Here is a 23,647-nt window from a genome sequence, read left to right as displayed (position 1 = left end):
TAGCCACACGTCATACTAATACATATAAACCTGACTATCTGACCATGAAAACTTTTACTCTATTAGCCATTACCGGCGGATTATTCTTTAATTCCTTTTGTGTAAACAGCGGCGATGCCAAAAAGCACAGAAGTTACAACTCCAGGCATTGTATAAAAAAGTGCTGTAAAAATGTTAAGTGTACCAAAATCGCAAATTTCAGTATGAGCAAAGCTGTTTGATCTGTTGATCAACAGGTTGAATTATTCTAAAATATTATCAGTAATTTTTGCAATATCATAGCTGATCTTATTAATAAAACCCAGCTGTTCTTTCAGTAGCGTATCTTCTATTGATAGCTCTGTTTTTTCGTTGTCGGAAACTCCCGGAGCTTTGCCTATGTTAAATTCAATGTTTTCTCCGTGAAGCTTTTTGTTGCTTTCATTTAATACGGTAATACTTTTTTTTACCAGTTTAAGCGCTTCGGAATGGGGTTGCTGTATATCCCGTTTCATCAGGCCCGAGGCTATGTTTGCAATGTATGATGACAGGATATGATTCAGCACCACAAATTTGTGTACATCCTTAACCTTGCGCTGCTTGCTTTTAGGTTCAGATGTCATCCGTTCAAAGGCGGCCGATAAATTGGCCGATTTAACATATACATCTTTCCGGGCAAGTTTATACATGGTAGTGCCTGTTATCCGGCCAGATAAGCTTTCGGCTATGGTGATCAGGTAGTTGATGTTGGCTATAATAACATCCCGCAGGGTTTCCTGAATCAGTTCAAACTCCCAGGTTGGGAATATAACGTAACTTGCTACAAAGGCTATAGACGAGCCGATGAGGGTGTCAATTATACGTTCCTGCGCCACATTAAGCAGGCCCACGCCTAATAGCTTAAACAGTATAAGTACATAAGGAGTGGTGAAAATTACACTCACCACATAGTTTAATCTCGAAAAGCTATAGCTGCCCAGCATGAATATGATCAGGAAAACAAACTGAGCCGTGGTATCGGGAATAAAGTTCAATATGAGTATACCGATAACCCCGCCGCATATAGTGCCAATGAGCCTGTGGTAATTACGTTGTTTGGAGAGGCTGAAACCAGGTTTCAGGATCACGATGATAGTTAGCAGCACCCAATAGCTATGATGCCCTAATGATACTGTTTTGGCCGTTACAAAGCCTATCAAACAAACCAGCGATACCCTTAATGCGTGTTTAAACGCGCCAGAACCCCAACTGAAGTTATCAAAGAAAATATGCGGCGCATAATCCTGATGGGTAACAAACTGGGTGTACTCCACATCGCCGCGTAATTCGGTTGATTTCGGGGTGGTTTTTGATTTGTGATAGTTATATATATTGTTGATACTTTCGCCCAGTGTACGCAGGTTAACCAGTATCTTTTTAAGCACCAGGTTGCTGGTTTCCTGATCATTTTTATCAATGGCATCAATCTTTGATTTCAGCTTTTCCAGCTCTGCATTAAAATCGGTGATATGCCTTTTGCGGGTATTGGAAAGTACGATGTAGGCAATGTCGTCAACCTCATCAGCCATGTGGTGCAGTATCCGGGCCACCTCATGAAGTATGCCTGTATCTTTGTACTTCTCCCGTATGTAGCCATAATCATAATGTGTAGCTAAAATCTGCTCATACATATCAACCAGGTCAACAAAAGTAAGTACCAGTATCCGGCTGCCCGCCGTTGATTCCTTTACCAGCAGGCGACTTTTAAACAGCAGCTCGCGCACGGCGTCCTGGTGCTGGCTTACATAAATTTGCTGCGATACCAGTTTGCGATAACTTTCATCAATGTCTTTTTCAGGAATATAAAAATCGGCCTTTATCCTCAAAAATTTGGCTATGTCTGATACGCTTTCACCCAGGGTTTGCTGGGCAGCCCTGTAGGGCCTTATACTGAAAAATATCAGGCTGAAAAGCATATACCATATGCCACCCGCCAAAATGGTAGCACTGTAAGCAACAACGCCGCTTGGGGGTAAGGCCTTATCCATCATAAATATCATAATGAGCAGGGATGATGTACCCACCGATGCAGCCCGGTTACCATAAACCGTGAACATAGAAAACAGGAACGAGAACAGCGTGATCTCCAAACCCAGCGTGTAAATGTTAAGTCTTGCAAAGCCGGTGATCACCGCAACCAAAAAAAGGCATAGGTTACCTACCGCCATGGAGTTGCGTTTATGTGTTGCAGGGCCGGGGTTATCAATAACACAGATACAAAGAGAACCTAATGAAAGGGTAAGGCCCAGCTCAAACTGGTTAAATTGCATCAATACCATGGAGGGGATCAGTATCCCAATAGACATACGCAAGCCGTCAGAAAAATACTGGCTGTAAAAAAAGCTTTTTATCTCCCTGGTATTAATATTCATCAAAATAAAATTAATTGTGTTTTATCGCGGTTTAGCAATTATGGGCAAGTTATAAAATTCCTTTTTCCTGACTAAATTTTGGGTTCTTTCATTAAACGCTTTTTTGGGGCCGAAATAGAGCTGTAAATTTACAAAAATTAAATCTTTGAGGCCTATTTTAATAAATATGATATAAATAACATAAAACCGTTATTAATTAGTCATTTTTTGCGAAAATTTAATTTTAGATAATTAAATTCACCCCGGTAATGGATATCAGCCTGTATTCATCAATTTTCACGACCAATTAATTTGTACTATGTCATTAACTTTAAAACTCAGTCAGCGCGAAACAACTTTTAATAATGAGGTTGTAACCAGGTTTGAGTTATATAACAGTTTATTTCAAACATTACCTTTTTACCAGGTAAAAGACACCGGTATTTTACTGCCGTTTTTTAGCTCGCACTGCGAAAAGGGTGCCGCTATGCAAGCATCTCCAACTGATATTATTGAAAGCTTTTTCAAAAAGTACGTACCGGATATTGATCATAGGGAGCAGATAAACCGCATGTTCAGGTTTATCCAGTATATTGAAAGGCAAGTAGTTTTGTTTGATGCCATTGAAGATTCCTCTTTCAATAAGTTAGGCAAATTTGATGATTCGGGCACCCTGCAAAGCTTGCTGCAACAAGCTGCGATCAGTGATGAAACACGAAATAAGATCAGCGAAAAACTGAAAGATTTCTCATTAAGACTGGTACTTACTGCTCACCCAACCCAATTTTATCCGGGCACGGTGTTAGGTATCATGACCGATCTGATAGAGGCTGTTAAGGTTAATGATATTAACAGCATTGATGAATTATTACAACAACTGGGCAAAACCCCTTTCTTTAATAAAACCTCGCCTACACCGGTTGATGAGGCCGTTAGCTTGTCATGGTTCTTAGAGAATATTTTTTACCATGCCGTTTCGGGCATACAATCAACGTTGGAGGATGAGTTTGATGTTGACGTTACCAACCAGGTGCTTGAACTTGGCTTTTGGCCGGGTGGCGACAGGGACGGTAACCCTAATGTAAATACCCAAACCACTAAGGATGTAGCCAGCTTTTTAAGGCAGCGTTTATTCAGGTGCTATTACCGCGATTTCAGGGTACTTAAACGCCGTATCACCTTCAGAGGGGTTGAAAAGGCTATGGCTAAACTTGAGAAAATCATATATAAAAATGCCAATGAGCACCCTGATACTAAAAACCTGCAGGGTGAGCTGTTAAGCTTATTGCAATCCATCAAACAAACTATTGTAAGCGATCATGGCGGCTTATTTGTTGAGCCGGTTGAAAACCTGATAAAAAAGGTGCGTTTGTTTGGCTGTTATTTTGCTACGCTTGATATAAGGCAGGATAGCCGCGTTTTGCGCAGCGTGTTTGATTACTGCCTGAAAAATATTAAAACCGGTACCGTTAAAGGCTATACAGGTTTGGAAGAAGAAGAAAAATTAAAGCAGATAAGCTTTAATGAAGCCGACTTCCACTGCCCTGAAGATGCTGATGACATGACCAAGGACACCCTGAACACCATCAGGCTGATGCAGGAAATTCAGCAAAGCAATGGCGAAAAGGCTTGTCAGCGGTTTATTATCAGCAACTGTCAGCAGGCATCTGATATATTACAACTTATCGACCTGTTTTTATGGAGCGGCTGGAAAAAAGACAGCCTGAGTGTTGATTTTATGCCGTTGTTTGAAACCGTGAACGATTTAACCCGTGCCGGTGAGATCATGGAGCAGCTTTATACCCATCCATATTACGCCGAACATCTGAAAAAACGTGGTAACAGGCAAACCATTATGCTTGGTTTTTCTGACAGTACCAAAGATGGAGGTTACCTGATGGCCAACTGGTCTATCTACAAGGCTAAGGTTGAGTTAACAGCTATAGCGCGTAAATATGGCGTAAGCCTGGCGTTTTTTGATGGTAGGGGAGGCCCACCGGCTCGTGGCGGAGGCAAAACTCACCGTTTTTATGCCTCTATGGGTAATGAGATAGCCAATGAGCACATTCAGTTAACCATACAAGGGCAAACTGTAAGTTCGCAGTATGGCTCGGTTGAAACGGCCCGCTTCAATATGGAGCAGCTGATCAACGCGGGTATTATATCGGCATTGCACCCAAATCATAACGATCTGTTAGATAACAGGCACAAGGCCCTGATATCTGAGATGGCTAATGAAAGCTATAAATTATTCATGGATCTGCGTGCGCATCCTTTATTTGTGGAATACCTGGAAAAATTCAGTCCGCTTAAATTATTGTCGCGGATCAACATCAGCAGCAGGCCTACTAAAAGAAATGCCGGTGCGCCTTTGAAATTGGAAGATCTGCGGGCAATTAGTTTTGTAACTTCATGGAGCCAGCTTAAACAAAGTATCCCTGGTTTTTACGGGGTAGGAACTTCCCTCAAAAAGATGAAGGATGATGGTAACTGGCTCGAAATAAAAGAACTGTACAGAACATCGGGTTTCTTTAAAACTATGTTGGATAACTGCGCCATGTCAATGTCGAAGTCTGATTTCAGGGTTACAGCTTACCTGGAAAAGGATGAAAAGTTTGGGCCTTTCTGGAAAACGCTCAAAAACGAATTTGAACTTACCCGTGAGATGCTGCTTGATTTAACCGGCAGTACCGTGCTTATGGAAGAATACCCGGTTGAGCGCCGTTCAATAGCCATACGCGAAAAGATCGTGTTGCCATTGGTGATCATTCAGCATTATGCCTTACAATGCCTTAATAACAGCAAGGATAACGAGCTTACCGAGATATATGATAAACTGGTGATCAGAACCGTTTACGGTATTGTGAACGCCGGCCGTAACCTGGCATAAGTTTCTTAATAGCCTTTTCTTTATAGCCTTACGAAGTTTTTAAAACTTCGTAAGGCTTATTTTTTGACACGTTGTCATTTCGAGCGATAGCGAGAAATCTTATACAATTGACTTTTACGGCGCATAAGATCTCTCCTCGTGCCTCGTTCGAGATGACATTAATAGAGTAATTTTTTTCAATAAAAATATTACTTATCCGAAGGATTTTTCTTTTTACTGTCCAGCATGGCAACCATTTTGGTCAACCTATCCAAACGTGTTTTTTCCTGCTTGGCACTCAGTATCCATAATACATATTCTTTCTTATGGCTATAGGCCAATTGCTGAAACCAGGCCAGTGCTTCAGGATGCTGTTCAAGTGCTGTTTTTACATCAGGCGGCAGCGTTACAATTTTATTATCTACATCAATAAATGCGCTGTATTCATTATTCCTTACCGCATCATTACGGCCTTCAGAAACCTTAACCTTTTCTATGGCACGGAAACGCAGGGCTGTCCACACCTCGTTCACCGCGGCAGAAGCTACTGGCCGTAATCCATATTGGGTGGCAGCATCCCAACTTCCCATCATTTCCAGATCGGTTTTGATACCTGAGTTTTTCTTGGGATAAATGACCCAGAAAACTGTATCATCCTTCAATAAGGGAGAAATTATTTGAAGATCAGCTGCCAGGGCAGTACTATCGGTAACAAATAGTTGTATGCCGTTAAAAACACCGTCCGCATTAAACACTATTTCAACATTATCTGGCAAAGGCATTAAGCTATCCTGGTAATTGGCAGGAGCATTAAAAAGCAGCCAGCGCGAACTGGGTTTGATCAAAAACTTTTTGGCAAGCGCGTTCATAGTAATGGTCATTAGGAAATGTAAGGACTAATTTAAAAGTTTAAATTAAAATAGAATGACAAAGGGCAATGTTTATCCGGTAGCTTTTTTCATAGCTTTACCGGCGGTACCCCTAATAGTTTATACCGTATTTTAATGGAACATATACTTGATAACCCTGTTTGGAACGCCCTGATCACAGGTAATAAGGCACTGGCGAATGGTGAGTCAACAGCCAGGTATTTGTCGCCGGAGGTGTCGCCGTTTGTGGGTATCGAATCTATATCTGATGATAATTTTAACGCTTTAAATACAGCTATTCCATTTGCCGGGTATTTTGGGTTTGTGGCACCGTATGATATTGTTTTTCCTGCTCCCTGGCAAGTTGTTCAGCCATTGAAGGTTTTGCAGATGGTTTATGAGGGATTAACTGATGTGGGGCAAATAAAGGAAGAATTTATTTCGCTGGATAAAGAACATGTACCGCAGATGCTGGCCTTAACCAAGCTGACCAACCCCGGCCCTTTTGCTGAACGGACTATGGAATTTGGTCATTACGTTGGGATATTTGACGGAGATAAATTGGTAGCCATGGCTGGTCAGCGTATGAATCCTGTTCCTTATGCGGAGATCAGCGCTGTTTGTACCCATCCTGATTACCTGGGCAGGGGCTATGCCAGCCAGTTACTGTTGTTTCATATCAACCGGATAAAAATGGCAGGCCAGATCCCTTTCCTGCACGTGAAAGCCGACAATGAGCGGGCTATTCAGGTATATGAAAGACTTGGATTTGTAAAGCGGAAAGAGATGTCTTTTTATATTATTAAAAAGGATTAAATTGCCATTTTAGCAAAGAAATCCCAAAGCACAATACCGGCTGATACTACAATATTGAAAGAATGTTTGGTGCCAAACTGGGGTATCTCAATACAGGCATCAATGTTTTGCATTACCTCATCGCTCACACCGTTTACTTCATTGCCAAATATCAACGCGTATTTTTCGTTTGGTGCAAGAGCAAACTCATTGAGCATAGTGCTGTTTTCGGCCTGCTCAATAGCAATAATGCGGTAACCATCTTTGCGCAACTGTTCAACGGCTTTTAACGGGGTTTCGTAATAAGTCCAGTTAACAGATTGTGTAGCGCCGAGGGCTGTTTTCTCAATTTCGCGATGAGGAGGCTGGGCGGTTATTCCGCAAAGGCATATCTGCTCAACCGCGAAACCATCAGATGTGCGGAATATGGAGCCGATATTGTGCATACTGCGTACGTTGTCAAGTACCACAGCAACGGGAAGTTTGTTCTGTAATTTAAATTCATCAACCGAGGCCCGGTTCAGCTCATCTAACTTTAATTTGCGCATATCTGTTAAGTCCATGGTCCATGGACTATAGACCATGGACTCTAAAGCGCAAAAGTATCAAAAAGCGTTTAATTTACGGCTACGCTTAATAAACCAACTCCATTGCCAATTGATGAGCTGTAAACAGATGGCGCGTAGCCAATTTTGCTTGTATAATATTCGGTTACGGCCTTGCTGTATTCGTCAAAAGTATCGCCTTTAACAAGGGCTATGGCACAACCGCCAAATCCTGCTCCCGTCATACGGGCACCGGCTACGTTGGGGTTCGTTTGGCTGTATTCAACAACGGCGTCTAATTCTGCACCGCTTACTTCGTAAAGATCGCGCAGCGAATCATGTGATGCATACATCAGGCGGCCAAATTTGTCAAGATTATTACCTGCCAGGGCTTTGGCGGCTAATTTTACCCGGTCGTTTTCTTCAATCACGTGTTTAGCGCGTTTTAATACAACAGGGTTGGTTATCAGGTGCTGATGTTTTTCAAAAGAGGCAGAATCAATATCGCACAGGTGGTTGATATTCAACTCCTGTTGTAAGGCTGTGAGGGCTTCCTTGCATTCCTGCACACGTTCGTTATATTTTGATTCGGCCAGCTGGCGGGGTTTGTTGGTGTTAATGATGGCCAGTACGTATTCGCCAAGGTTACTGTCAACCGCCTGGTAATCCAGTGTGTCGCAGTTAAGCATCAAGGCTTTATTTTTTTCGCCGAAGGTAACGGCAAACTGATCCATAATACCGGAATTAACCCCTATAAAGTTGTTTTCTACCGATTTTGAAAGTTTAACAAGATCAAGCTTGCTGTAACCTGCGCTAAACAGATCATTCAGGGCATAAGCGGTAACTACCTCAATTGATGCTGATGATGATAAGCCCGAGCTAATAGGAATATCGCCAAAGTAAAGCATATCCAAACCACCAAGCTCGTGGCCATCCTTTAAAAAATGTTCAATTACGCCAATAGGAAAGTTAAACCAGCCATTGCCATTTTTTTGATAATGTTGCTGCAAAGGCACCTCATATTTGTCCTCAAAATTTAAACTGCTGAAACGGAAAATCCCATCTTCATTTGGCGATACCAGGAGATAGGTGCCAAATGTAATGGCGCATGGCATAACCAGCCCGCCGTTGTAATCAATGTGTTCGCCAATAAGGTTTACGCGTCCGGGAGAAAAGTAAGCGTTATCGGCCTCTTTTTTATAAAGTTTATAAAATTCCTGTTGTAGGTTATACTTCATCATTCAGGTTTGCAATTTGGAAAAACAAATATTGCAAAAATTGTCAAGTTTACATTTATAAAATAATTTTTAATTGTAAAAAAGTCTTTACGGCAGTGTAATACTTTTAATTTATAGCTTTACTGGCGTTAGTTAACCAGCTAAATCTAAAAGAATGAAACAATACCTGATCACCGGATATGATTATACTGATGCCGACGCACTGCAACGCCGCCTGAATGTACGCCCGCACCATTTGGTTGGCGCAAAAGCCATGAAAGAAAATGGGAACTTTATAATAGGCGGAGCCATGTTGAGCGACGAAGGTAAAATGATAGGCTCAACCATGATCCTGCAGTTTGAAACCGAAGAAGAATTAGAGGCCTGGAAACAGAATGAGCCTTACATTACCCAGAAAGTTTGGGAATCGGTTGACGTAAAGTCCTTTAAAGTAGCAGATGTTTAATTATTGCCAGTTGCTTAGCTGCCAGTATCCGTTAGCATCTTTTTTGTAATAAGCGGTATGGGCTGAGCCACTCATGGTGAAGTTGAATGATAGCTCGCTTACGGAATTATCGTGAGGTAAAAAGTTAGGCAAAACGCTGTTGGCCGCTAAAGCAATGGCCTCATCTAATGGATCGATACTTTCCTGTTGTTTTCGGGTGGATAATGCTGACTGCTTTTCATAATCTGCATAATCAGCAAATTCATAGCTGCTATTTTTGAGCTGGCGGGCGGCATTAAAGGCTGCTTCAGCGGCCTGATCTTTATAAGCCTCCATGGCTTTTAAAAGATCTTCGGCCGAAATTTCTGGATGACCATCGCTGCTTATGGTGTAATAGCTATTCAGTATATCTTCTTTACTTTTCATGTTTTACAGGTTAATACAAGGGTGCAAAAATAAAAGGATGCCATAATATATGGGCATCCTTTTATTTTGAATGGACAAAGCATGTGAAAATATTAACCCTTGTTCAATGCTTCTAATTCCTGTATATCTGCGGCGGATAGTTCAATATCGGCGGTTTTCATGTTGTCTTCCAGGTGCTCCACACTTGATGTGCCGGGGATCAGTAAGATATTGGGTGCATAGTTCAGCAGCCAGCTTAATGCTATCTGGTGTATGGTGGCGTTGTGTTTATCTGCAACTTTTTGAAGTATCTGCTGGCCCTGTACATTACCGCCACCCAGCGGGAACCAGGGTATAAAGGCAATATTGTTTTCTTTGGTATACTGCAGCACAGATTCCCACTGACGATTATCGACACTGTAAATATTTTGCACTGATACTACCTCAAAAAACTCCTGTGCTTTTTTAATTTGATCAACGTTAACTTCAGAAAGCCCAATGTGTTTGATCTTACCCTCCTGTTGCGCCTTTTGTAAAAATTCAAATGATTTTTCGGCAGGTACAACCGTGTCAATGCGGTGCAACTGGTAAAGGTCGATGGTATCTTGTTTCAGTCGTTTGCGGCTGCCTTCAAGCGCTTGTTTCAAATGCTCTGGCGAGGCATCAACTTTCCATTGATCGGGCCCGCTCCGCAGAAAGCCGCCTTTGGTGCCTATAAGCAGGCCGGGCGGGTAGGGGAAAAGGGCTTCGGCAATAAGTTCTTCAGAAACATTGGGGCCGTAGCTATCGGCCGTATCAATGAAATTAACACCAAGCTCAACCGCTCGTTTCAGTACGCGTATGCATTCATCCTTATCTTTTGGCGGCCCCCAAATGCCCTTGCCGGTGATGCGCATAGAGCCAAAACCCAGGCGGTTCAGGGTAAAATCGCCGCCCAGTTTAAATGTTTTTTCAAATGTTGCCATAGTTGTAATTGTTGATACTGTTTCAACTCAAATATGAATACATTGTTTACCTGAAATTATAACCCGTTTGTAATTTTGAATCGTTGTAATAATGAAATCACGGGAGAATAAACAGATGAGATTTGCCCTATCTCCAGGCGCCTAAAATAGCGCCCATCAGGGTTAATGACACCAGGCTGTACCCGCCGTTGATAAATATCAGCCGCCAGCTTTTAAGTTCAAACAAACTCATGATAGCTATAGCGCTAAATGTCCATATCCCGGCCAGGAAACCGGCGGTTGTCCCCCATGCCAGATCAGTTTTGCTATCGGCCAAAAAAGCTGCAAGGTTGGCGGCCATAATGAGCGAGAAAACGCCCGTCATCCCGAATGAACGTAATTTGCTGGATGCCTTCAGATCATCGGGATTAAGCTTGTTGTCGGCAATCCAGGCGTTGGCAAACAGCACCGGCGAATACCAGATGCCACCCACTAAAAAAGCAGAGAGCGCGGCCACAATAACCGCGGCCCAGTTAATTAAAGAAGGATTCATGATGATAAGTTTATGTGTGTAATAAATATAAGGAAATAAATCCTTACCTATTTACACACATAAACACACTATTTCACTACATAATGCAGCACGTAACGACCCAGGTTACCATCGGCATCAAGGCCCTCTATGATGGCACGGTATGATCCACGGGCATCACTGTTAAAGAAACTGAATGATGCCACGCCATTTTTATCCGTAATGATCTTAGGGTTCCAATAAATGGTGTTACGCAGGTCGGCACCAAGAGCGCCTGTTTTCATTACATCATATTTAGGCATGTAAAACTCTTTAGCCTTGCTATATCCCTGTATACTGAAGCTGATGTCGTTTTGCTTAGGAATAAGTGATTGCAATTGAGCCAGCGTTATTTTTTCTTTTTTAACCACCTTTTTGTTAATAACCAATACACCGTTTGTTTGGTTCATACGGTTGATACCGCTTACACCATCCGTTAAAAATATTTCAACAGAAGCTACTTCGGCGCCCGATATGGTTGATAAAAAGGTAACATCAACCGGCATGCTGTTAATATATATCTGTACAGGTATTTTTTTACCGGCATTATAATCACGGGTGATGTAAAAATTGTTATCTACATAAGTTAAGCCGAATGCCATGGTGCTCAAACAGTTGATCAGGAGCGGACAGTCTTTCAACTGGTCGCCGGATATTTCATGATCTGCCTGGGCAGGTAAGCCCGAAAATGTACCAAAGTCGTTATGGCTTGGTTTTTTCTCAAACTTGGTTGATTTAATAACAACCTCCTTAAGCACACGTGAATTTTGGTATTGCCTGCGCGCGTTAGCAAGGTATGGAGCTATGGCGCTGTCAATATTTACAATTTCATCAGGCTGGTTGGGGTTTTTATCCAGTTTCTGATAAAGCTCGCCGTTTACGCTTATAACGAGGTTTTTGCTGTTCACATTATTACGGGCACTCAGGGAAATTTTTGAGGTATCCATAACTACCACGTTGGAGAATTTGAAATTTCCGGATGGGTCAGTAATAGTTTCTGCCGAATAATTTTTGTCGGGTACCCGCAAACGGATATTTGCCTTGCCAACCGGTAAGCCGGTTGTAGTTCTTAAAATACCCGATACTTCAATGCCTGTTTCCGGGACAACAAATATCTGCGGGTTTTTATCGGCCAGTATATCCTCGTATGAAAAACGACGATAACCCTGCGTTAACATCAGGATATCAAGATTATCGAGTTTTTCCTGATCAGGTTTATTGAAATAGTAATTAGGTTTTTCGATGTAGCCCTTCAGGTCTGAAGTAAGCAACAGGTTGCTTAAAATAGTTGATTCATTATCTTCATTTGATGGCACGCTGGTATCATCAAGTACCGCAACCGAAAAGCTGCCCACTACGGGGGTTGCATTGTTTTTCGCAAGCACCGATAAGTGTACACCCTGCCTGGTAGTGTATGCTGGTTTATCAGGTTTTAAGGTAAGGTTCAACTGATCGTTATGTTGTATAAATACAATACGCTCGCACAGGGCATAACCACCTGATGAAAACAGGGTGAACTGTACAATGCCGGTAGGGAACTTACTTTTAGGGATATTAGCCGTATAAACCATGTTTTGCATTACGGTTTGGGCCGCGTAATAAACTACACCGCCGCTTTGGGCCACAAGGTAAAAGCTTTTGTTTTGTTTGCGCTGTAAAAACAACTCATTGGCTGACACTTTAACGGCAAGGTTATCTGCATCGGGATAAGAAACTGATATGTTTATACCCATGGCCTGTACCCGTGGCAGCCTGTAAGTGCCTTTTGAGCCATCAGGAAAGGTAACATTAGCTGTATATGCTTTACCTGCTTCCGGAGATAGCGCGAAAATGCCCATCCCTAAATGCGATGTGGTAAAATTAGCCACAACGGTACCCTGATCATCTGTAATAGAGCCGGTAACATCCACACCCAGTCCTCTGGAATTGATGGCCTTGAATGCGATTTTTGAACGTACACCATTAGTTAGCTGACCGCTTTCCGGGAAAAACTGTACATCGTAACCTGTGACTGCGCCTTTGAGTGAAAAAGAATTGGAAACCGTTTTTCTATCCCCCATATCAATTGCCGTTAACAGTAAGCCCGACGTAATAGTTGCGGGATCATTTTCTGGTATATCAACTAATAAATGGCCCTTATCGTCGGTTTTACCGCTGCCTTTACTTATGGGGTCACCGTTTTTCATGAGTTGCCAGTTTACCCTCTTATTGGCATATGGGTTATTTGATGGGTCTTTATAAGTAATATCGGCATCAACCTTTACGGTAGCTCTTTTAGATGTGCTTTTATAGCTGATAAATGCGTTAACCTGCTTATCAATAGCATTACCAACATTAATGGTATGGTCATAAAAATATTCAGAGTCAAAATTGCGCATCCAGTTGGTATAGGCCCTTATACGGTAGCTGCCTTGTTTATAGGTATCGCCGTTAAGGGTGATATTGCCGTTTGCAAAACCATTTTTAACAGGTAGTCTCAAATTGTCCATTACCGAATCCTGACTGTTAACAATATCTACGTAAACCACCCCGCTTAAACCCGATGGCTGGTGCTTTTCAACCGTTACATAAGCTTTAAACCATATAGTATCGCCAACAGCATAGTAAGGCTTATCTAAATGGAGATAAACTTTTTCAATAGGGTAACTGCTTTGAAACTTAGCGGTTTTTTGAATAACTGTACTTAAAGGAATGCTATCCTGCTGTGCCGAAGCAACAAAACCAAATGAAAGCAGCAGGGTAATTACGAGTAAAAATTTTCTTGATATCATTAATATAATATAAGGCAGCTAAAGGGGCTAATATAAACATTTAGGGTTGCAGCAGGCAGTAATAGCTTATCATTTAACACTTTTTTACAAACCACTTTAGGTTAAACTGTGCCTGATAATAAGGTTATACATTACTGCTAACGCCCAAAAATATCGCTTTTTGATATACCAACGGAAAGTTATCAGGCATTATGACAAATTGAAGGGAAAATAACACGATTGTTACTTTTTTGCCTGCTGCTCAGGTGAGGCACACATTTCTTAAAACCTATTGGTATTCTGCAGGTTTATTTTAAAGGATAATAATTTAAATTGAAAGCAATGTTAGGTATGTATTATAAAATATGGGTTGATGCTATCGCGGCTGAAAAGGCAAAAAAAGGCGAAGAGGGCAGCTGGAAAGCATTTACCATTATTCCGATGTCGATACTGCAGGGTATCAACTTGCTAACTTTTCTGTTCCTGCTCAGGATAATTACCCATGGCGCGGTGCCAATAGTGCTAAGTTTGAATATATTCAGGGAACGGGCAATAAATACTTTTCTGGCAGGCGCGCTTACGTTTTTCATACCCTTTGTGATCATTAATTATCTATTGGTTTTTTATAACGAACGCTATAAGTTGCTGATGAAGGAATACAGTAACAACGACGGGAAACTTTATCGTAACTATTTCCTAATCTCGGTTGGGATAATTGTTATTCCGCTGCTTCTTAAACTAATATTTTAAGATTTGTGTTCTATATACCAAATTGGTTTTTGGTATGAATATATTTCTGATTGTGTTTTAATTGATTATAATTGTAATAATTAAACAATTATAACAGCATAAACTTTAATCATGAATCAGGAAATAAAGCAAGCCTATCCCAAAGCGTATCATGAAATAGAAAAAGCCACTGCCGACTCCGGTTTTACCATGGCTTCGGATGTGTTAACGTGTTCTTTACTTAAAACGCTGGCGGCAACCAAACCCGGCAGCACGTTTTTAGAGTTAGGTACCGGAACCGGATTATCCACATCCTGGATACTGGAAGGGATGGATGCCGAATCAACCCTGATATCAATAGATAATGACGATCGCTTTTTAGCTATTGCACAGCAATTTTTAGGCAACGATGATCGCCTGGAGCTGGTTTGCACCGATGGGGCGGATTGGTTTGAACAAAACGGTCATTTAATGTTCAATTATATTTTTGCTGATACCTGGCATGGCAAATATTTATTGCTTAACGAAGCCATCAACATGCTTAAGCCCGGTGGTTTATATATTATTGATGATATGCTGCCCCAGCCCAACTGGCCCGATGGCCACGCCGAAAAAGCCATTAAGCTGGTAGAGGATCTGGAGCAACGGCAGGATCTGGTGCTTACCAAGCAAAACTGGGCTACCGGAATTATTATAGCCGCCAAAAAATAGCATCACTGTTTTTAGCTGTATATTTGATCTGTTCATCATTAAAACATAATCCTATGGCGGTTGAAATTGAGCGTAAGTTTTTGGTTGATCATGAAAAATGGCGTCAACTAATCAAACCTGATGGGAAACACTACCGCCAGGGTTATATTTTTAGTGATGCCACTAAAACTATCAGGGTGCGGGTAACGCCCGAGCATGGTTATATCACCATTAAAGGAGCATCAAAGGGCATTAGCCGTAAGGAGTATGAATATACCATTCCAGCGCAAGAAGGGGTGGAGCTGCTTGATAATTTTGCAGTATCTGAACTTGAAAAGGTTAGGTATAATATCACTTTTGAAGGTAAGCTATGGGAGGTTGATGAATTTTTAGGCGAGAATAAAGGACTGCTGATGGCAGAAATTGAACTGGAGCATGAGGCCGAAACATTTAAACTGCCCGATTGGATAACCACTGAAGTTACCGATGATAAAAGATACTACAATTCATTCCTGTCTGTAAACCCATACAGCAGGTGGGGAAAAACCGGTGAATGAGCCTGTTGATTATGCGCTTTGTGGTAAAGCAAGCAAATAATCCGGTTCAGATTCGTCGGTTACGGTTTTAACGTATTTATTACCATCGGGGCAAACAGCTGGTATCAGGCTGGTTTTATTGCCGTATTCATCAATGATATAAGCATCGCCGTCAGCATCCTTTATCCAGTCATAAAGTTTTGCCCTTTCGGTAACACCTTTCACGTTGATTCGCTCATTTACCCACTCCAGTGAGTCAATTGCGATGTAAGGGTTTTGGTGCTGCCCTACATCGGTTTTTATACAAAGTATACGCACTGCCATTGTTTAATTGTTTTAATTAATAAGGTGCTATAAAATTAAAACAAATGGGAATATTGGAAAATAGGTGTTTTCACCCATTTTGCAATGCGTATTCTTACTGAAAATTTATAAATAGTTAAAAAATTAAATCACTAAGAAGTAATAGTGCAGATTTGGCCTGTCCTACTAATAGTTAAGGCGATAAGGGTAGGGATTTTTTTCAAGGTAAATGACACCCTGATCCAGGAAAAAACTCAGATCAGGGTATCTATGAATTAAGACCAGCCAGTGCCTTTTTTGGCATTGCCGTTTTTAATATGTTCTTCAGCTGTTGCTTTACCCATAATGGCGGCCATTTTATTGCCTGCGCTATCTTTACCGGTTGCAATGTACCTGCCCGATTTAACATCAATCACCGGATCGATCATTGGTACATTCTTAGTTTTTGTTTTTACTGAATACGCGGTAATACCGCTTCCTTTTTCTGTTGCCATGATAAGTTCTTTTGTTTTTTTAATGTAAACCCCATTCGTGCCGAATTGTTTCGGCTTAGTTTATAATTGGTATTATGCTGTAAACATGCATTAAAATTATTTAATTCAAAATACTTAAGGTAAATATTTTGTTAACACATTTATTTTTTTGTTAATAACGTGTTTTTGATTAGCGTTGGTGTTACTGGTTGAGCACGTTTGTTTTACACAAGCGGTTTACAAAAAGTTGTCGGCTTCGCGGTATGCTTTGATCAGGGCTAACTCACCTTCTTTACCCTCGCCGGCCGTACCATGCTCCATCCCCATAACACCTTTGTAGCCTTTGTTGTAAATGTGTTTAAATATGTTTTTATAGTTAACCTCGCCGGTGCCCGGTTCTTTACGGCCGGGGTTATCACCTATCTGGTAGTAGCCAATTTCGTCATGTACCCAATCAAGCGTAGGGATAATGTTACCCTGGTTACGCTGTACATGGTACATATCATACAAAATTTTACAGGAAGGGCTGCCCACCGCCTTGCAAATGGCATAAGCCTGATCAGGTGTGCGTAAAAACAGGTTAGGGTTATCGCTCAGCGGTTCCATTACAATAACCAATCCGTGCGGTTCAACTATGGCGGTGCCTTTTTTCATGGCTTCAATAACATTGGCGGTTTGTATGCCAATGGGCAGGTTACGCACAAAATCGCCAGGTACAACGGTAACCAGTTTACTGTTAATGCGTTTAGCTACCTCTACAGCCTCTTTACAGCTGGCAATAAATTTATCCAGGTAATCAGCCTGGCCGGTTGCCAGCATATTAGTATCGTTACCTAAGCCGGGTTGTACAAATACACCCATGGCCATGCCGAGTTTAGCCAGCGTATCACCAATTTTTTTCTGCTGATCAACAGGGCGCTGGGCTATGGCATTATCTTCAATAGCACGGAAACCTCTTTCATAGGCAAATTTTATCTGGTCAATAAAATCGGCCCCGGCATGGTTTTTAAACATGCCATCATGAATGCCATAATTTAAATGAAAGGGTTTATCGCTATCAGTTGAGGCGCTTGTACCAGCTTTTAAAGTGCCCGAGGCGAGTATTGATGCACCAGCCAGTACCGAGCTTTGTACAAAATTTCTGCGTTTCATATATAGGTAATTGGTTTGAGATGGCAAGATAATTAAAAAGTTGTGAGTAATATGTGTTGAGTTTGAGTTTGCATGAGTGGTTACCGGCCGGCTTAACTTTCCGTAGCAACCTGCTATCACTATTACCTTAAAATCAAAAAAAAATCGTATATTTGTACCACAAACGGAAAATTTACTGCTATTTCCATTATAGCCGCCTGCTAATCAATTCTTGTTGATCAGGGTTCATTTTTATCCCCGCTGATACCGTTGCTGCCCGGAAATTAATTGATGATCCTCCTCTTCATGTACTTCAAAACTGAACGTTAGTTCCGTTGATTGGATTTTATAGGTTTATAACCGGATAATGCACATTGTTTAACTAAATTTTTAATAAATATGGCTAAATCGCAAGCAACCTTCATGAAAAAACAACTCGAAAAGAATCGTCAGAAAAAGAAAGAGGATAAAGAACAGCGCAAACTGGAACGCCAGCAAAATAGCGGCGGCAGCGATCTGGAGAGCATGATGGCTTACGTTAATGAATTTGGCGAGATTGTATCAACCCCACCCGAAAAGAAAGCTTAAAGGCTCTCTTTGAATACAATTTATGTAGTGTAACACGCCCGTTTACACTACATATCAAATTGTATATATCCCCTCTTCAATAACCGTGTTTTCGTCGGTAAGCTCCCAATTTCTTAAATCAATTACAGCTGAATATTTTAATTTTTTGTAACTTGTTGTAAATCAGTTTTTAAATATCAATGCAGGTGGTTGAACCTTTTGATACTTAAATTGTCATATCTTATAATGTATTTATAACATTTTCCTATGAAGATAAAACTATGCTTACTATTGGCAGGTGCCCTGGCCGCGTCTTGCTCGGGCAACAATTCAAAAAATAATGATAGTGCAAGCGTAAGCAGTAAAGATACACTGCCGGCCACAGCTGCCGATGCGCCGCCTGTAAATATGCAATACTGTTTTTACCATACTGATGGTACACAGGCGCAGGATACCACCTCGGTCAGTATGCTCATCAACGGTAATAAAGTAACAGGCAAAATGAGCTGGATACCCAAAGAAAAGGATGCCCGCAAAGGAACCATAGAAGGTACACTTAAAGAAAATGCTATTAAAGCTGTATGGACGTATGGGCAGGAGGGCTCAAAAGATACCATGACCGTTGATTTTCAGCTAAGGGGTAATGCGCTGGCTCAAAAGCCTTATAAATACGATGCCAAAACGGGCAGGCAGCTAACCAATGAAAAAGCAGATTATACCGTAATATACAGCATGAAAAATTGCGGTAATTAAGGCAGATGATTACATTAGCTGTATAATTTATGATGAAAAAGAGAGAAACCAGTATCCTTTACCTTGTTTTGGGTATTTATACCCTCATGATCAGCTGGTATTATAACCATTCGCTTATTTTGCTGCTTATACATTATTTGTTTTGGCCGGCGTACCTGGTTTATGAATTACTGATAGGCCACCTTGCAAATGGTATGTGGAAAACCATTCCGTTATCTTATTTTAATTGATAACACGTTTAATAGTATTCAAATAAAAGAGCCGGCTACCAAGCCGGCTTTTTTATTTGAGATTTTTATAGTTTTGATTAAATCTTTTCAACCACCACAGCGGTACCGTAAGCCAGTACCTCTGTTATACCCTGCATGATCTCATTGGCGTCATAACGCATGTTGATGATGCCGTTGGCACCAATGGCCTGCGCGTGTTGTATCAAAAGCTGGTAAGCCTCCTCGCGGGTGTTTTCACAAAGTTCAACATAAATAGAAAGCCTGCCGCCAAAAAGCGACTGAAAACCACCGGCAATATTGCCAAGGGCGCTGCGGCTGCGTACGGTAATGCCACGTACAACGCCTAAATGTTTAACTATCCGGTAACCCTCTAAAGAGGTACTGGTGGTAATGAGTGAAGTATCCATTTGTTTTTTTATTAGATTGATGTTGTTTATACTTTAGATGTATTGTTGGATCAATAATTACAAACAGGGGCCTTTTTATTTTTGAAACAACAGCGGTTTTGCTATCGGTAAGTGCAAAGGTATGAGCTTTGTACAGAGGTTTTTACTTTGAATGAAGCATTTGCCGGTACCTCAAATGATTGCCCATTTGTGAATACCTGCCAATCCTGCTGGCCGGGTAGTAAAGCTTCTAACCGGCCTTCAATTACGGTCATGGTTTCATGGCTTGATGTACCAAATTCATATTCACCTTTTTCAATTACACCAATAGTGCTGCGGCCTTGGGCGGTATCATAAGCCAGCGATTTTACGGCCCCTTCAAAATATTCGTTTACGTTAATCATGTTAAATAAATTTAGTCCTAATATGCTTAAATAAAATCATTTGATGAATAACTATAACACATCTGCGGTATTGTTTCAAAAACCATAATGTTAAAATATGTGAAAAAAGTAACTTTGGTTGTAATTATTACTTCTTAAAGAGCGTTATTTGCATAAAATTTATATATGAAGAAAACTCAACTAATTATGCTGTTACTTTTATCAGCTATATTTATTCAAAGCTGTAAAAAGGACGCCTCTACTACTGCTTCTACAACTTCTGACAAAATTCTATCTGCCAATATTAACGGTGTAGCATGGAACCCGGATACCGTAAGTGCTGCAATTACTTATAATGCCATTACTAAAACTAAATCGTTTACAGTTTCAGGTATAGCAACTCAACAACAGATAAGCATCAATATAGCACTACCTAATAGTACCAGTGATAATACTTTTCCGTTAGCTACTTATAAGGTTGACAGTACCTCAAGGGTGGTGTTAAAGTATTTTACCCAAAACACCCAGGGTGGTTTTGACCAGATCGGCGTTGTGGAACCCGGCTCTGGCTCAGTCATTATATCGGCCATCGATACAGATAAAAAGCTAATAACGGGTACTTATTCATTCACCTCCAAACAGGTAAATCGTGACAATTTGGGTAATATTATATCCATCAATGTACAACAGATTTTGCTGGGTTCATTTACCAATTTACCTTATAGCTTTTTAAGCCAATAACGATAGCAGCTGTATATAATTAAGTTGAACTCAATAAATATTTTTTAGGCTAAGCTTTAACAACCAGCCAATTAATTAAATACAAAAGGCGCGGTGCAATTGCACCGCGCCTTTTGTATTTAACCGGTATATTATTTACCCGGAGGGTTAGGGGAAGGGCTTGGTGACGGTGTTGGCGATGGATTAGGGCTCGGCGATGGCGTTGGTGACGGTGTTGGACTTGGCGACGGCGTAGGCGTTGGATTAGGATTTGGTGTTGGCATAGGTGTTGGGCTCGGAGACGGATCGGTAGGCGACGGTGTTGGCGTAGGGGTTGGGCTTGGTGCAGGAGTTTTTGGTGTTTTCTTCTTTTTACCCGGAATGGTATCCGTAACTATCACTGTTTTTTTAATGTTTAATCCGTTGGCTTTTTGCTGATCATCAGCTTTATGATTGCCGGCAAATACCACTGATGCGGTAAAGGTGAGCGCAATGGCTGCTGCCGTTATTTTTAGATTTCTCATAATCTATTTTTTTCTTTAAATTTTTATAAATTAACTAATATGATAACAATGCGAGGTCTTTAATAGTTTTAATTATTTAAAAGATGGCTTAGCGTTATACTCATTAATTGCTCACCATGAAATACTTAATTCTTTTTTCAAACAATTGGGCGCTGTGTGCATTAGGTTTTATGATATGGCATCATCAAATAAATCTATCTACAGCGCGCTGGCTGCAAACCTGCTTATTGCAATAACCAAATTTGTAGCTGGTTTTATAAGTAATAGCGCTGCTATGCTTTCCGAAGGTGTCCATTCGGTAGTTGATACGGCCAACCAGCTGTTGCTATTGCTTGGCTTGCACCAAAGCAAGAAAAAGCCCGATGCCAGGCACCCTTTTGGCTATGGTAAAGAGCTTTACTTTTATTCATTCATTGTATCAATCCTCATTTTTGGTCTTGGTGGCGGAGTATCCGTTTATCAGGGTATTAGTCATATCATTCATCCCGATTTGCCCGGGAACCCTACCTGGAGCTATGTGGTATTGTGTTCGTCGGTAGTGTTTGAAGGAACGTCGTTCATCATATCGGCTAAAGAGTTCAATAAATTACGGGGCGATCAAACCTGGTGGCAGGCCATTACAAACAGTAAGGATCCATCTACTTTCCTTGTACTGTTTGAAGATGGCGCGGCCGTTATCGGTTTGTTTATTGTGATGATATGCCTGTTTCTGGGGCATAGGTACCATCTTGATTATCTGGATGGAGTGGCCTCCCTGTTGGTTGGTTTACTGCTTATTGGCGTATCTGTTATACTGGCTCGTGAAAGCCGCAGCCTGCTCATGGGCGAGGGGATTGGCAAGCAAACCAAAGCCCGGATAGAGGAGATAGTAGAGGAGGATGCCGATGTATTAAAACTGATGCATATTCTTTCAACTTACCAGTCACCATCTGAGATATTGATCATGCTCATTGTTGCATTTAAAGCCGATCTTAATACCGATGAGATCAATGAAGCTATATCCCGTATCCGGAACCGGGTTAAGGACGAGTATAATCTTATTCATTTTGTGATCATTCAGCCCGAAAGCTATATGGATAAAATTAGCGCCAACGTGCAGACCTATATTTAAGGGGATGCTTCTTCAGTAAAAGCAGTTTATTTTCCGATTATCTATATATTTAAGCAAAATCACTTTATGGCAAAAACAGAACTTCAAAAAATGCTCGACGGCGAATTATACAACGCCGGCGATCCTGAATTAATAGCGGGTCGCTCCAGGGCACGCAAACTATTTAGTCAGTACAATGCCCTGAGTTATGATGATCAGGAAGGTAAAAAAGCTATTTTAAGGGATCTGCTGGGCGGGTTTCAAAACAATATCGATATACAATCGCCTTTCTATTGTGATTACGGCTCCAATATTTATGCAGGCGAAAACCTGTTCATGAACTTCAATTGCATCATACTTGATTGTGCGCGCATAACGCTGGGCGATAATGTATTTATGGCTCCAAACGTGCAGTTGTACGCGGCCTATCACCCGGTTATAGCTTCCGAACGTATCAAAGGGCCGGAGTATGCCGCTCCTATTACAATCGGTAATAATGTTTGGCTGGGCGGCGGTGTTATTGTTTGCCCCGGCGTAACCATTGGCGATAATACTACCATAGGTGCAGGCAGTGTAGTAACTAAGGATATACCTGCCAATGTGGTGGCTGCCGGTAATCCATGCCGCATAATCAAGCACTTATAAATAAGGCAGCTGTTTAATACAGCTGCCCGTTTAAAAATAATATAGGGATGATAATCAATTCGTAGTGAACTGGTTTACAGTGAGCTGTTTATAGAGTTGGTGATCGCGTTTATCCTGATCTCAACCCGGCGGTTCTTTTGACGGCCCTCTGGTGTTTTGTTACTCGCAATAGGCATGGTGCTTCCAAAAGGAGTGGTAACTATCTTTTCGGCAGATACTCCTTTTTTTACAAGGTAATCTTTAATACAGTTGGCCCGTTTGTCTGACAGTTTCCAGTTACCCACATAAGTGCCAATAGAATCGGCATGGCCGCGAAGTGCCAGTGCATAGTTTTTATCGATCAGCATTTTGGCAAGCTGGTCTAACTGGTCATCATATTTAGGACGCAGATCGGCATGGCCGAAATCAAATTGCAGGTTACCTGTCAGCTCGGCCACGGTCATACCTGCTTTTGGGCGGGGAGTGCTTTTATTAAGAGATTTTGGTGGATTAGTAAAAGCGGTTGCTTCAATGCTTATTAACATCAAGGCAAATAAAGCGAAGGGGAAAAATTTTGTTTTCATGGTTTGCTCATTTTAGTTAATAAATTTTTTATTAAGGTATACCTTATAAAGGTTAACTTATTTGCATTGTTTATTAACTAAAACCTATTGTAGCCTATATCGTAAACTACTGTATAACAATGAGTAGTGAAATATTCTTACAGGT

The 23,647-nt window shown here is 41.1% G+C and carries 27 protein-coding genes; 12 read left to right on the top strand and 15 right to left on the bottom strand.

All coding sequences use genetic code 11. The features are described 5' to 3' along the window. Positions 1 to 242 precede the first annotated feature (242 nt). Positions 243 to 2,390, bottom strand: coding sequence for an FUSC family protein (locus QWZ01_RS01945; RefSeq protein ID WP_290321530.1), 2,148 nt, complete (start codon positions 2,388 to 2,390; stop codon positions 243 to 245). 298 nt (positions 2,391 to 2,688) lie between these two features. On the opposite strand from QWZ01_RS01945, the gene QWZ01_RS01940 reads away from it, so the two are divergent. Continuing rightward, positions 2,689 to 5,259: a phosphoenolpyruvate carboxylase gene (locus tag QWZ01_RS01940; RefSeq protein ID WP_290321529.1), complete on the top strand. Its 2,571-nt coding sequence runs from the start codon at positions 2,689 to 2,691 to the stop codon at positions 5,257 to 5,259. A 188-nt stretch (positions 5,260 to 5,447) separates the two neighbouring features. Here QWZ01_RS01940 and QWZ01_RS01935 read toward each other — a convergent pair whose 3' ends face one another. After that, positions 5,448 to 6,119: a YdeI/OmpD-associated family protein gene (locus QWZ01_RS01935; RefSeq protein ID WP_290321528.1), complete on the bottom strand. Its 672-nt coding sequence runs from the start codon at positions 6,117 to 6,119 to the stop codon at positions 5,448 to 5,450. 123 nt (positions 6,120 to 6,242) lie between these two features. Here QWZ01_RS01935 and QWZ01_RS01930 point away from each other — a divergent pair, with 123 nt between their 5' ends. Then, a complete protein-coding gene (locus tag QWZ01_RS01930; RefSeq protein ID WP_290321527.1) occupies positions 6,243 to 6,923 on the top strand; it encodes a GNAT family N-acetyltransferase in 681 nt (226 codons plus the stop codon). Here the strand turns inward: QWZ01_RS01930 and QWZ01_RS01925 are convergent. Together QWZ01_RS01925 and QWZ01_RS01920 are read right to left on the bottom strand one after the other, a co-directional pair. Continuing rightward, a complete protein-coding gene (locus tag QWZ01_RS01925; RefSeq protein ID WP_290321526.1) occupies positions 6,920 to 7,450 on the bottom strand; it encodes an RNA methyltransferase in 531 nt (176 codons plus the stop codon). The genes QWZ01_RS01930 and QWZ01_RS01925 overlap by 4 nt on opposite strands. 68 nt (positions 7,451 to 7,518) lie before the next feature. Beyond that, positions 7,519 to 8,688, bottom strand: coding sequence for a galactokinase (locus QWZ01_RS01920; protein ID WP_290321525.1), 1,170 nt, complete (start codon positions 8,686 to 8,688; stop codon positions 7,519 to 7,521). Positions 8,689 to 8,839: 151 nt separating this feature from the next. Between QWZ01_RS01920 and QWZ01_RS01915 the strand changes: the two genes are divergently transcribed. Then, positions 8,840 to 9,130, top strand: a complete 291-nt coding sequence (locus QWZ01_RS01915; RefSeq protein WP_290321524.1) for a YciI family protein — start codon at positions 8,840 to 8,842, stop codon at positions 9,128 to 9,130. Here the strand turns inward: QWZ01_RS01915 and QWZ01_RS01910 are convergent, their stop codons facing one another. The 4 genes from QWZ01_RS01910 to QWZ01_RS01895 form a co-directional block, all read right to left on the bottom strand. Further along, on the bottom strand, positions 9,131 to 9,535 hold the full coding sequence (locus QWZ01_RS01910; protein ID WP_290321523.1) for a hypothetical protein: 405 nt from the start codon (positions 9,533 to 9,535) through the stop codon (positions 9,131 to 9,133). Positions 9,536 to 9,627: 92 nt separating this feature from the next. Further along, positions 9,628 to 10,479, bottom strand: a complete 852-nt coding sequence (locus tag QWZ01_RS01905) for an aldo/keto reductase (protein WP_290321522.1) — start codon at positions 10,477 to 10,479, stop codon at positions 9,628 to 9,630. Positions 10,480 to 10,606: 127 nt separating this feature from the next. Further along, the gene (locus tag QWZ01_RS01900; protein ID WP_290321521.1) at positions 10,607 to 11,011 is read right to left on the bottom strand and encodes a DUF1761 domain-containing protein; all 405 of its coding nucleotides are present in this window, start codon (positions 11,009 to 11,011) and stop codon (positions 10,607 to 10,609) included. 68 nt (positions 11,012 to 11,079) lie between these two features. Next, positions 11,080 to 13,800: a carboxypeptidase regulatory-like domain-containing protein gene (locus QWZ01_RS01895; RefSeq protein WP_290321520.1), complete on the bottom strand. Its 2,721-nt coding sequence runs from the start codon at positions 13,798 to 13,800 to the stop codon at positions 11,080 to 11,082. 312 nt (positions 13,801 to 14,112) lie between these two features. Here QWZ01_RS01895 and QWZ01_RS01890 point away from each other — a divergent pair, with 312 nt between their 5' ends. The 3 genes from QWZ01_RS01890 to QWZ01_RS01880 all read left to right on the top strand — a co-directional run bounded on the left by QWZ01_RS01890 (position 14,113) and on the right by QWZ01_RS01880 (position 15,755). Then, positions 14,113 to 14,529, top strand: a complete 417-nt coding sequence (locus tag QWZ01_RS01890) for a hypothetical protein (protein ID WP_290321519.1) — start codon at positions 14,113 to 14,115, stop codon at positions 14,527 to 14,529. A 111-nt stretch (positions 14,530 to 14,640) separates the two neighbouring features. Beyond that, positions 14,641 to 15,219 carry an O-methyltransferase gene (locus QWZ01_RS01885; RefSeq protein WP_290321518.1) on the top strand — a complete coding sequence of 193 codons (579 nt, stop codon included), beginning with the start codon at positions 14,641 to 14,643 and terminating at the stop codon, positions 15,217 to 15,219. A gap of 53 nt (positions 15,220 to 15,272) precedes the next feature. Then, positions 15,273 to 15,755: a CYTH domain-containing protein gene (locus QWZ01_RS01880; RefSeq protein ID WP_290321517.1), complete on the top strand. Its 483-nt coding sequence runs from the start codon at positions 15,273 to 15,275 to the stop codon at positions 15,753 to 15,755. Positions 15,756 to 15,764: 9 nt separating this feature from the next. On the opposite strand, the gene QWZ01_RS01875 is transcribed toward QWZ01_RS01880, so the two are convergent. The 3 genes from QWZ01_RS01875 to QWZ01_RS01865 form a co-directional block, all read right to left on the bottom strand. Beyond that, positions 15,765 to 16,058, bottom strand: a complete 294-nt coding sequence (locus QWZ01_RS01875) for a DUF3892 domain-containing protein (protein WP_290321516.1) — start codon at positions 16,056 to 16,058, stop codon at positions 15,765 to 15,767. A gap of 254 nt (positions 16,059 to 16,312) precedes the next feature. Further along, positions 16,313 to 16,531 (bottom strand): hypothetical protein, encoded by a 219-nt coding sequence (locus QWZ01_RS01870; protein WP_290321515.1) that lies wholly within the window; start codon positions 16,529 to 16,531, stop codon positions 16,313 to 16,315. 216 nt (positions 16,532 to 16,747) lie between these two features. Beyond that, the gene (locus tag QWZ01_RS01865) at positions 16,748 to 17,662 is read right to left on the bottom strand and encodes a hydroxypyruvate isomerase family protein (protein ID WP_290321514.1); all 915 of its coding nucleotides are present in this window, start codon (positions 17,660 to 17,662) and stop codon (positions 16,748 to 16,750) included. Between the two features lie 402 nt (positions 17,663 to 18,064). Here QWZ01_RS01865 and QWZ01_RS01860 point away from each other — a divergent pair, with 402 nt between their 5' ends. The 3 genes from QWZ01_RS01860 to QWZ01_RS01850 all read left to right on the top strand — a co-directional run bounded on the left by QWZ01_RS01860 (position 18,065) and on the right by QWZ01_RS01850 (position 19,191). Next, positions 18,065 to 18,229, top strand: a complete 165-nt coding sequence (locus tag QWZ01_RS01860; RefSeq protein ID WP_290321513.1) for a hypothetical protein — start codon at positions 18,065 to 18,067, stop codon at positions 18,227 to 18,229. 246 nt (positions 18,230 to 18,475) lie between these two features. Beyond that, a complete protein-coding gene (locus QWZ01_RS01855; RefSeq protein WP_290321512.1) occupies positions 18,476 to 18,961 on the top strand; it encodes a hypothetical protein in 486 nt (161 codons plus the stop codon). A gap of 29 nt (positions 18,962 to 18,990) precedes the next feature. Next, entirely contained in the window at positions 18,991 to 19,191 is a 201-nt protein-coding gene (locus QWZ01_RS01850; protein WP_290321511.1) for a hypothetical protein, read from the top strand. 77 nt (positions 19,192 to 19,268) lie between these two features. Here QWZ01_RS01850 and QWZ01_RS01845 read toward each other — a convergent pair whose 3' ends face one another. Together QWZ01_RS01845 and ppnP are read right to left on the bottom strand one after the other, a co-directional pair. Beyond that, positions 19,269 to 19,598: a YbjQ family protein gene (locus QWZ01_RS01845; protein WP_290321510.1), complete on the bottom strand. Its 330-nt coding sequence runs from the start codon at positions 19,596 to 19,598 to the stop codon at positions 19,269 to 19,271. 101 nt (positions 19,599 to 19,699) lie between these two features. Beyond that, on the bottom strand, positions 19,700 to 19,981 hold the full coding sequence (gene ppnP, locus QWZ01_RS01840) for a pyrimidine/purine nucleoside phosphorylase (protein WP_290321509.1): 282 nt from the start codon (positions 19,979 to 19,981) through the stop codon (positions 19,700 to 19,702). 165 nt (positions 19,982 to 20,146) lie between these two features. Between ppnP and QWZ01_RS01835 the strand changes: the two genes are divergently transcribed. Further along, positions 20,147 to 20,701 carry a DUF6252 family protein gene (locus QWZ01_RS01835; protein WP_290321508.1) on the top strand — a complete coding sequence of 185 codons (555 nt, stop codon included), beginning with the start codon at positions 20,147 to 20,149 and terminating at the stop codon, positions 20,699 to 20,701. A 131-nt stretch (positions 20,702 to 20,832) separates the two neighbouring features. Here the strand turns inward: QWZ01_RS01835 and QWZ01_RS01830 are convergent, their stop codons facing one another. Next, positions 20,833 to 21,204, bottom strand: a complete 372-nt coding sequence (locus tag QWZ01_RS01830) for a hypothetical protein (protein ID WP_290321507.1) — start codon at positions 21,202 to 21,204, stop codon at positions 20,833 to 20,835. A gap of 175 nt (positions 21,205 to 21,379) precedes the next feature. On the opposite strand from QWZ01_RS01830, the gene QWZ01_RS01825 reads away from it, so the two are divergent. Together QWZ01_RS01825 and QWZ01_RS01820 are read left to right on the top strand one after the other, a co-directional pair. Beyond that, entirely contained in the window at positions 21,380 to 22,315 is a 936-nt protein-coding gene (locus tag QWZ01_RS01825) for a cation diffusion facilitator family transporter (RefSeq protein WP_290321506.1), read from the top strand. Positions 22,316 to 22,381: 66 nt separating this feature from the next. After that, on the top strand, positions 22,382 to 22,939 hold the full coding sequence (locus tag QWZ01_RS01820; RefSeq protein WP_290321505.1) for a sugar O-acetyltransferase: 558 nt from the start codon (positions 22,382 to 22,384) through the stop codon (positions 22,937 to 22,939). Between the two features lie 74 nt (positions 22,940 to 23,013). Here QWZ01_RS01820 and QWZ01_RS01815 read toward each other — a convergent pair whose 3' ends face one another. Further along, entirely contained in the window at positions 23,014 to 23,502 is a 489-nt protein-coding gene (locus tag QWZ01_RS01815; RefSeq protein WP_290321504.1) for an OmpA family protein, read from the bottom strand. Positions 23,503 to 23,647 lie beyond the last annotated feature (145 nt).

It is taken from the genome of Mucilaginibacter aquaedulcis, from assembly GCF_030409325.1.
Taxonomy (GTDB): Bacteria; Bacteroidota; Bacteroidia; order Sphingobacteriales; family Sphingobacteriaceae; genus Mucilaginibacter; species Mucilaginibacter aquaedulcis.
The sequence above is the reverse complement of the archived record's forward strand: the minus strand, read 5'-3'. Positions and strand labels throughout refer to the sequence as shown.

What these genes read in the sequence shown, in the direction of transcription:
- QWZ01_RS01870 (WP_290321515.1), bottom strand. Translation starts at nt 16,531, where the DNA reads ATGGCAACAGAAAAAGGAAGCGGTATTACCGCGTATTCAGTAAAAACA.
- QWZ01_RS01850 (WP_290321511.1), top strand. Translation starts at nt 18,991, where the DNA reads ATGATGAAAAAGAGAGAAACCAGTATCCTTTACCTTGTTTTGGGTATT.
- QWZ01_RS01865 (WP_290321514.1), bottom strand. Translation starts at nt 17,662, where the DNA reads ATGAAACGCAGAAATTTTGTACAAAGCTCGGTACTGGCTGGTGCATCA.
- QWZ01_RS01925 (WP_290321526.1), bottom strand. Translation starts at nt 7,450, where the DNA reads ATGCGCAAATTAAAGTTAGATGAGCTGAACCGGGCCTCGGTTGATGAA.
- QWZ01_RS01825 (WP_290321506.1), top strand. Translation starts at nt 21,380, where the DNA reads ATGGCATCATCAAATAAATCTATCTACAGCGCGCTGGCTGCAAACCTG.
- QWZ01_RS01930 (WP_290321527.1), top strand. Translation starts at nt 6,243, where the DNA reads ATGGAACATATACTTGATAACCCTGTTTGGAACGCCCTGATCACAGGT.
- ppnP (WP_290321509.1), bottom strand. Translation starts at nt 19,981, where the DNA reads ATGATTAACGTAAACGAATATTTTGAAGGGGCCGTAAAATCGCTGGCT.
- QWZ01_RS01880 (WP_290321517.1), top strand. Translation starts at nt 15,273, where the DNA reads ATGGCGGTTGAAATTGAGCGTAAGTTTTTGGTTGATCATGAAAAATGG.
- QWZ01_RS01835 (WP_290321508.1), top strand. Translation starts at nt 20,147, where the DNA reads ATGAAGAAAACTCAACTAATTATGCTGTTACTTTTATCAGCTATATTT.
- QWZ01_RS01845 (WP_290321510.1), bottom strand. Translation starts at nt 19,598, where the DNA reads ATGGATACTTCACTCATTACCACCAGTACCTCTTTAGAGGGTTACCGG.
- QWZ01_RS01820 (WP_290321505.1), top strand. Translation starts at nt 22,382, where the DNA reads ATGGCAAAAACAGAACTTCAAAAAATGCTCGACGGCGAATTATACAAC.
- QWZ01_RS01885 (WP_290321518.1), top strand. Translation starts at nt 14,641, where the DNA reads ATGAATCAGGAAATAAAGCAAGCCTATCCCAAAGCGTATCATGAAATA.
- QWZ01_RS01910 (WP_290321523.1), bottom strand. Translation starts at nt 9,535, where the DNA reads ATGAAAAGTAAAGAAGATATACTGAATAGCTATTACACCATAAGCAGC.
- QWZ01_RS01815 (WP_290321504.1), bottom strand. Translation starts at nt 23,502, where the DNA reads ATGAAAACAAAATTTTTCCCCTTCGCTTTATTTGCCTTGATGTTAATA.
- QWZ01_RS01905 (WP_290321522.1), bottom strand. Translation starts at nt 10,479, where the DNA reads ATGGCAACATTTGAAAAAACATTTAAACTGGGCGGCGATTTTACCCTG.
- QWZ01_RS01940 (WP_290321529.1), top strand. Translation starts at nt 2,689, where the DNA reads ATGTCATTAACTTTAAAACTCAGTCAGCGCGAAACAACTTTTAATAAT.
- QWZ01_RS01920 (WP_290321525.1), bottom strand. Translation starts at nt 8,688, where the DNA reads ATGATGAAGTATAACCTACAACAGGAATTTTATAAACTTTATAAAAAA.
- QWZ01_RS01895 (WP_290321520.1), bottom strand. Translation starts at nt 13,800, where the DNA reads ATGATATCAAGAAAATTTTTACTCGTAATTACCCTGCTGCTTTCATTT.
- QWZ01_RS01945 (WP_290321530.1), bottom strand. Translation starts at nt 2,390, where the DNA reads ATGAATATTAATACCAGGGAGATAAAAAGCTTTTTTTACAGCCAGTAT.
- QWZ01_RS01875 (WP_290321516.1), bottom strand. Translation starts at nt 16,058, where the DNA reads ATGGCAGTGCGTATACTTTGTATAAAAACCGATGTAGGGCAGCACCAA.
- QWZ01_RS01855 (WP_290321512.1), top strand. Translation starts at nt 18,476, where the DNA reads ATGAAGATAAAACTATGCTTACTATTGGCAGGTGCCCTGGCCGCGTCT.
- QWZ01_RS01935 (WP_290321528.1), bottom strand. Translation starts at nt 6,119, where the DNA reads ATGACCATTACTATGAACGCGCTTGCCAAAAAGTTTTTGATCAAACCC.
- QWZ01_RS01900 (WP_290321521.1), bottom strand. Translation starts at nt 11,011, where the DNA reads ATGAATCCTTCTTTAATTAACTGGGCCGCGGTTATTGTGGCCGCGCTC.
- QWZ01_RS01830 (WP_290321507.1), bottom strand. Translation starts at nt 21,204, where the DNA reads ATGAGAAATCTAAAAATAACGGCAGCAGCCATTGCGCTCACCTTTACC.
- QWZ01_RS01860 (WP_290321513.1), top strand. Translation starts at nt 18,065, where the DNA reads ATGAAAAAACAACTCGAAAAGAATCGTCAGAAAAAGAAAGAGGATAAA.
- QWZ01_RS01915 (WP_290321524.1), top strand. Translation starts at nt 8,840, where the DNA reads ATGAAACAATACCTGATCACCGGATATGATTATACTGATGCCGACGCA.